General features: G+C 37.1%; 8 protein-coding genes. 3 read left to right on the top strand and 5 right to left on the bottom strand.

The window, feature by feature from the left end:
• Nucleotides 1–128: IS200/IS605 family accessory protein TnpB-related protein (locus ACLFMM_RS08455; RefSeq protein WP_410808297.1), on the bottom strand; the 128-nt coding region annotated here is incomplete at its 3' end.
• On the bottom strand, nt 71–271 hold the full coding sequence (locus tag ACLFMM_RS08450) for a hypothetical protein (RefSeq protein WP_410808296.1): 201 nt from the start codon (nt 269–271) through the stop codon (nt 71–73). The genes ACLFMM_RS08450 and ACLFMM_RS08455, both read right to left, overlap by 58 nt.
• Nucleotides 272–763: 492 nt before the next feature.
• Here ACLFMM_RS08450 and ACLFMM_RS08445 point away from each other — a divergent pair, with 492 nt between their 5' ends.
• Nucleotides 764–1,993, top strand: a complete 1,230-nt coding sequence (locus ACLFMM_RS08445) for a glucosyl-3-phosphoglycerate synthase (RefSeq protein ID WP_410808295.1) — start codon at nt 764–766, stop codon at nt 1,991–1,993.
• Nucleotides 1,994–2,021: 28 nt separating this feature from the next.
• Here the strand turns inward: ACLFMM_RS08445 and ACLFMM_RS08440 are convergent, their stop codons facing one another.
• From ACLFMM_RS08440 to ACLFMM_RS08430, 3 genes are all read right to left on the bottom strand, one after another.
• Nucleotides 2,022–2,429, bottom strand: coding sequence for a DUF1699 family protein (locus ACLFMM_RS08440; protein WP_410808294.1), 408 nt, complete (start codon nt 2,427–2,429; stop codon nt 2,022–2,024).
• 106 nt (nt 2,430–2,535) lie between these two features.
• Complete coding sequence (gene hisD / locus ACLFMM_RS08435) at nt 2,536–3,816, bottom strand: histidinol dehydrogenase (RefSeq protein WP_410808293.1); 1,281 nt, start codon at nt 3,814–3,816, stop codon at nt 2,536–2,538.
• Nucleotides 3,817–3,849: 33 nt separating this feature from the next.
• Entirely contained in the window at nt 3,850–6,051 is a 2,202-nt protein-coding gene (locus ACLFMM_RS08430) for an ATP-dependent DNA helicase (RefSeq protein ID WP_410808292.1), read from the bottom strand.
• 251 nt (nt 6,052–6,302) lie between these two features.
• On the opposite strand from ACLFMM_RS08430, the gene ACLFMM_RS08425 reads away from it, so the two are divergent.
• Nucleotides 6,303–6,542 (top strand): hypothetical protein, encoded by a 240-nt coding sequence (locus tag ACLFMM_RS08425; protein WP_410808291.1) that lies wholly within the window; start codon nt 6,303–6,305, stop codon nt 6,540–6,542.
• Nucleotides 6,543–6,629: 87 nt separating this feature from the next.
• Nucleotides 6,630–6,818: a hypothetical protein gene (locus ACLFMM_RS08420; protein WP_410808290.1), complete on the top strand. Its 189-nt coding sequence runs from the start codon at nt 6,630–6,632 to the stop codon at nt 6,816–6,818.
• Nucleotides 6,819–6,963 lie beyond the last annotated feature (145 nt).

Raw genomic sequence — 6,963 nt, 5'->3', positions numbered from 1 at the left:
GATGTGTAGGATTCATCCTGAAACTTCACGTTGATGCCTACATCTTCGCATTTATCTTCGATTTGATTTTTCAATTTGAAAAATGGAATCTGCACGAATTTTTGATTGTTCTTTTTTTTCGATTCCACAATCTTGCTTCCAACCCTGATTGTATCCGATTATCAAGGTTGAAATATTGATTTATACTTTTTACTATGCCACCCTTAACAACAATCGGTTTTTTACCGATGTTGTTTACCATGGTTATGACATTATTGACCCCCAGGTCTATTGAAGCTACATTTTCGTGGTTTAATTCATGGTTTTGTGTTTCATGTTCGTAAACTATTTTACATTTATAACCAACACCAAGAGGGACTGTTCTGACGTGGTTAATTTTAGCTTAGCTGATAACCTGGTTTCAATTTTCATATTCATAATTCTAAAAAATTTGAGGTAACCATTTTTAATTTTACACTGCTGGTTCGTGAGTGTTAAAAGATATTCACCTTTTTCTTTTTGTAATTTGGGATTCGAGGTTTTCCATAGTATTTTGATGGATTTTCTTTGTGATCATAAAAAATGTTACTCTTATTAATTAATTTCAAGGTTAAAAATGACCATAATTAACTGAACAGTACCACCCTTAAAACACAAAATATTTAATTTCAAAGGAATATTATCATAAAATGTGTTATAAAACCACACATGGATAATTATTAAAAAATATCAAACATATTTAATGCTATAACGTAGTTTTTTGATTTGTGGGGTGAATTGATTAATGGATTTTTCTCAGGAAAGGATAACAACTATCCATGATTGCGGTATAAACGGACAAAAAATAGCTGACCGAATCAGTAAATTATCACTTGTTAGACCTAGTGTGGTCATTATACCTATGCTATATGATGAAATTAAAAGTGACTCACTACAGCTTATCCTTGACCAGTTAAACAAAAGCAATTATATCAAACAGATCACAATTGCACTCTCAGCTGAAGATTCAAGCCAATATCGGGAAGTTCTGGATTTTTTCGGAAAACTGCACATACCCCACATCGTTGTCTGGTGCAACGGTCCAAGGATACAAAAAATAATGGAAGAAATGAAAGAAAAAGAACTTGATATAACACCTTTTACAGGGAAAGGTAAGGATGTATGGATAGCGATTGGAGTGGCAAGCTTATATGGATATGCTATTGCTTTTCATGATGCTGATATAAAAACCTATGATAAGTATTTGCCAGCTAAACTGCTGTATCCAATCATTGAACCTGAACTTGATTTTTTCTACAACAAGGGGTATTATGCAAGAATCGATATAGAAAGCAGACAGATGTTTGGACGCGTCCATCGACTATTTGTCGAACCTCTCATAGAAACTGTGGTAAAAGATATCAATAAATCATCAGAAATCCTGCGATACCTTCAGGCTTTCAGATATCCTTTATCAGGAGAATTTGCAATGACAAAAGATCTTGCAATGAATATCAGAATTCCAAGTGACTGGGGATTTGAGGTAGGTCTTCTTGGAGAGGTGTACAGGAATACCACAATGAAACGTATCTCTCAGATAGACCTCGGATTCTATAACCACAAACATCAATCAATGGGTTCTGATGTGAGCGAAGGCCTGAGTAAAATGGCAAATGACATATTTATAACATTTATCCGCCTGCTCAGTGAAAATACAAATATCCAGATTTCAATCCCACTGCTGCACAGTATAAGTGTAAAATACAAACGTCTTGCACAGGACCTGATAAGACAGTACCATGCTGATGCTATTTGCAATGATTTAAAGTATAATCGTCACCAGGAAGAAACACATGTAGATACATTTGCAGATATTATACAGCAGTCAAAAACCGAATACTTCAGGAATACATCTGATGTACTGATGCCCGACTGGAAACGGGCATTATCAGCTATACCAAACCTCAATAAACGTTTCAGGAACGCGGCACTTGAAGATTGCATCGAATACAGCAAATACAACACAACAAAATAATAAAATTGGATAAAGGTAAAAGTTTTACTTAATTTAATTGTTCTTTACCTAATACATATCTCAGCATTTCCTTGTTCATCTTACCTTCACGTGATAGTTTATCTGCAATATTTTCATTGGATTTGCCTTCGGATTTAAGTTCCTTTATTTTGTCAATTACTGCTGGCGGAATGCTGTAATATTCATTTATATCTTTTCTGTGCCCCCAAACATCCCCTTCTATGAGTTTTATGTCCTGCATATCCAGAAACATTTCAATCGATTTGGAAAGTGTTTTCCTGTAAGAACTTGGAATCTGGATTACTTCCACATCAGGACATTTTTTTACAAGACTGAATATATCCTTATTGGATGGTCTAAAGGCAAAATGGACCACTTTTTCATTTGGATCTATTTTCGGGATTTCTTCCCTTGAACTCACAACTCTTATTTTCATATACTACCCCACTGTGAATTTATATATAAAAAAATAACTTAATAAACAATTATATGTTTTTACCTTTTAAATAATTATCGATGAAAAACTATAAAAATATTATATGTCACCTATAGAATCTGGTCTTTACTGAATCAGAGTGAGCATACAATCCTTCCTCTTCAGATATGGATATAATTGTGTCTTTAATACTTTCCAGTCCCTTTTTGCTGATTTTCTGTATGCTTGAATATTTGACAAAATGATTAATATTGAGTCCTGAATAGATTTTTGCGTAGCCAGACGTTGGAAGAACATGATTTGTCCCGGAAGCATAATCGCCTGCAGCAACCGGACTGTAATTACCAACAAAAATTGACCCTGCATTTTCAATCTCATTCAACACTTCTTCATCATTCTGCACCATGATTTCAAGATGCTCGGGTGCAAAATCATTGGAAAAGTTAATACAGGATTTTAGAGATTCAGTAACCAGTATCGCTATATTTTCAAAAGATTTGTTTACAATATCTTTTCTGGGTGTCTGTTCAGCCTGCTGCAGAACTTCTACTTTTACTTCTTCAGCCAAAGATTTAGATGCTGTTACTAAAATGGAAACCGCGTTTGGGTCATGTTCAGACTGTGCTATTATATCTGAAGCTGCCATCCTGGCATCTGCTGATTCATCGGCTATAATTAATACTTCACTCGGACCTGCAGGAAAATCAATTTCTGCCCTATCCCGAACCAGCATTTTGGCAGAAGTAACAAAAACATTGCCAGGACCCACGATTTTGTCGACCTTTGTGACACTGGATGTACCATAAGCCATTGCACCGATTGCCTGCGCACCCCCCAGTCTGTACACATGGTCAGCACCTGCAATTTTTGCTGCTGCCAGTGTTATAGGATGTACTGTGCCATCATGTCTGGGAGGAGTACATACTGCAACATTTTCCACACCTGCAACCTTGGCAGGGATTACTGTCATAAGCGCTGTGGATGGATAGGATGCACTACCACCTGGTACATATGCACCTACCCCTTTAAGAGGAGTTACTTTATACCCCAGTTCTATACCAGGTTCGGTTTCAATAAACCACTTTTGAGAGGGCAATTGGGCTTCATGGAATTTTCTGATGTTTTTAGCAGCGATTTCAAGATGTTTTATAAAATCATCATCAACATTCTGAATAGCATCTTTGATTTCCTTTTGGCTTACTTCAATGTCTTCAATCTCTACATTATCAAACTGTTTGGTGTATTTTCTAAGAGCATCATCTCCATGTTTCAGAATATCCTCTAAAATAGCTGAAACCTTATCTTTAACACTATCCAACCCGCCTCTGCGGGAGATTATTTTCTGCATTTCATCATTGGTTATATTGCTCAGGTGTTTATAAAGCATATTATTCCTCTTTGATTATTGTATCCATGAATATTAAAAGTCATTGAATGTTTTCTGTCCCTGATTATCCGGAGAAGATCGAATGGTATTCGTTTCTGTATCCAAAGACTGATTATCTTCCGGTTGAATACCCAGTTGTTCAAGCACTTTAACCGCGATTTTTGGTCCCAGATATTTTGCAAGTGTGTTTGCATCTGTGTATTTAAGGTCAGAAACGGACTTAAATCCTGCTTCATATAATCTACGTGCACGGACACGTCCAATATCTCTTATTGAAACGAGTTTTATAATATCAGAATTCACACCATGATGTATTCTTTTTTCCAGTTCCTGTGCTTTATCTCCTCCTTCCAAATCAGCCAGATTGGCAAGGTTTACTGCTGAATGCATGAGCCATTCAGCGATATCAGAAAGGGCATTGACATCACCTTCCCCCACTCCAAATTCTGAAGTAATATTATCAAGTGTTTTTTCATTTATCCATTCATTAAGCAGTAGTGTGGTTTTTACCTCTCCCAGGAACCATTCGTATTCTATGGATTTGAAGGGATCGGGAACATCCACGAATTCTTCAGCATGGGTCATTACGAACTCATTGATTTTTTCATAATCCTTTGAACGCATGTACAACTGGCGCATATCTGGAGTGCTACAGATGATATGCAGTAATGTAAGGTCTGTAATTGTACCCGCTTTTTTGAGTTTATCTATGATAATGGCACCAGATAACGGGTCGATGTAAAGCATGGAGATCACCTGACCCATACGCGAGGCATAAAGCCGTTCACCGTCATCCTTTACCATATCATTATCTTTTAAAAATTCAAGGCAATCATCAACAACATCAATTAAACTCCATTTTTGCTGTTGATATGCAAAAAAACTTGAATCCATAAAATCCACCAGACCCTGCTGCGTAGTTGCAAACCCGTTTACAATGGTTGATAATACATGAGTACGAAGCGCATTTTCTGTACCCAGTTTGGACAAAATGTCTTCTGGTTCAGCATCTATATAACGCTCCAGAAGGTCTATATATTCATCATATGTACGCGAGATGAGGACAGAATCCCCATAAGGGTCCAGTCTTGGTCTCCCTGCTCTGCCTGCCATCTGTTTATAATCAAGGGTAGGTATGGGCTGCATTCCGAAATTAGGGTCATAGCGTTTATAGTTTCTCACAACAACACGTCTAGCTGGCAGGTTCAAACCTGCTGCAAGTGTTGGGGTGCTGGATATAACCTTGATTTTATTTTTTCTAAAATTGTCCTCTACTATCCGTCTCTGAGCAGAATTTAAACCCGCATGATGGAATGCTGTTCCTTTTTTAATACAGCTTGCCAGTTCTTTTGTGGTATTGGTTTCACTGGTATCAAGCACTTCTTCTGATATTTCTTTCAATTCGGATAGAAGATCGTCATCAAGAGATTTGCCTACCTTTGTGCTTGCTTTTTTTGCAAATCCTGCGCAGTTACGTCTGCTGCTTTCAAAAACCAGACATTGTCCGTTTTCATTTATAGTATCCAGAACAAGGTTTACTGCTGTATCTTTAGCAATGTTTTCGATTGTTTTTTGTGATTCCTTAAAATTAATTTTGTCATCAAGGTACACACCTTCATACAACTCTATGGGGCGCCATTCACTCTGTACAAGTTCTGCACCGAGCCATTCTGCAATTTCCCCTGCATTTCCTACAGTTGCTGATAGCGCTATAATTTGTGCATTCGGATTGAGGCGCAGGAGTTTTGCTATAGTGATTTCAAGGGTTGGACCTCTATCAGCAGAATCCAGAAGATGGACCTCATCCACCACAATAGTTGTTATATCTCTCATCCATGATGTTTCATTTCTTAGTAGTGAATCCGCTTTTTCAGAAGTAGCAACAATTATATCGTTTGAGCCCAGCCACTCATCAGTAGAATCAAAATCACCTGTGGATATACCTACCTTTATATCAAGAGATTCAAACTCCCTAAAACGTTCAAATTTTTCGGATGCAAGTGCACGCAGTGGTACTATATATAAACTTTTACCACCTGAAGCGATGGATTTCAGCATGGCTAGTTCGGAAACAAGTGTTTTACCCGATGCTGTAGGAATGGATGCAAGTAAATTTTTATTATTCAGAAGCCCTTTTTCAACAGCTTCTGCCTGAGGAGGATAAAGTTCATATATTCCTGTATCCAGATAAAACTGAATGATGTTTTCAGGTAGGTCAAGTTTTCTGGTTTTCATCCTGTAACCCTGATTAATGGTTGTTTTATATATAATAATTCTTTTCTACTAAAAAATACCATTTACTGATGATTTAGATCAAATGAGAATTTGCATTTAAGAAATCACTAAACTATATTCAGTAAATTCATTTCTCCCCATTATAGATAACTACTATTCCTCATTTTGTATGGTACTTAAAATCAAAGGGAGGGGTAGATAATATCAAGAATGTAACTATGAAAAAGAAAACAAAAGTGTCATTTATATGATTGATAACCGTTGTTTGTTTTACAATAGGACTTGTTGGTTCTGCGGGAGCAACAGCAGATGCTGAAGAAATACAAATGCACTTAAGTGATGGTATTGAAGCGTCTCAGGAAGAAGATGGTGAGGTGCACTGGAAATTACCAGGCCCCAGAGAACTTGACCCTAGAATCTTTGGTACACCTGATGCGCCACTGGGATTTGAAGACGACATTGGAGTTCCTATCGCTGACAAAACCACCTAAAATGGTGGAACCGAATGGAACGAAACCACAATCTCAAAACCATTTTCTGATGAACATGCAGTAATAAGTGGCTCTTTTGATACCAAGATGATTGATAGAACTCCATATAATATTAAACAATCAAAAGATGTGGCTAATGGTGTGTTCAGGTTCACCAACCCTGATGGTGAAAAAGAATACAAAGTTGTACTTAAGAAGCTCATTACTGTCGGACCTGCACATTCATTCTTTGGTGGTGTGATTGTTGATGGACATCTTCATGGTACAACAAGTTAAAGTACCCGATTGATGCCAACTGTATATACATACGGTGCGTTCTGGGGTGTTGGTGAACTCTACATAAACAGTTCCCTCGTCAAAGATAACCGATTACTTCACGTAATGGTTACCGAAAATGTGAGAGATGAGAATTACGAACTAA

Source organism: Methanohalobium sp. (genome assembly GCF_046546175.1).
Taxonomy (GTDB): Archaea; Halobacteriota; Methanosarcinia; order Methanosarcinales; family Methanosarcinaceae; genus Methanohalobium.
Note: the sequence above shows the minus strand (reverse complement) of the source record. Positions and strands in the feature narration are given on the sequence as shown.

What these genes read in the sequence shown, in the direction of transcription:
- ACLFMM_RS08445 (WP_410808295.1), top strand. Translation starts at nt 764, where the DNA reads ATGGATTTTTCTCAGGAAAGGATAACAACTATCCATGATTGCGGTATA.
- ACLFMM_RS08440 (WP_410808294.1), bottom strand. Translation starts at nt 2,429, where the DNA reads ATGAAAATAAGAGTTGTGAGTTCAAGGGAAGAAATCCCGAAAATAGAT.
- hisD (WP_410808293.1), bottom strand. Translation starts at nt 3,816, where the DNA reads ATGCTTTATAAACACCTGAGCAATATAACCAATGATGAAATGCAGAAA.
- ACLFMM_RS08430 (WP_410808292.1), bottom strand. Translation starts at nt 6,051, where the DNA reads ATGAAAACCAGAAAACTTGACCTACCTGAAAACATCATTCAGTTTTAT.
- ACLFMM_RS08420 (WP_410808290.1), top strand. Translation starts at nt 6,630, where the DNA reads ATGATTGATAGAACTCCATATAATATTAAACAATCAAAAGATGTGGCT.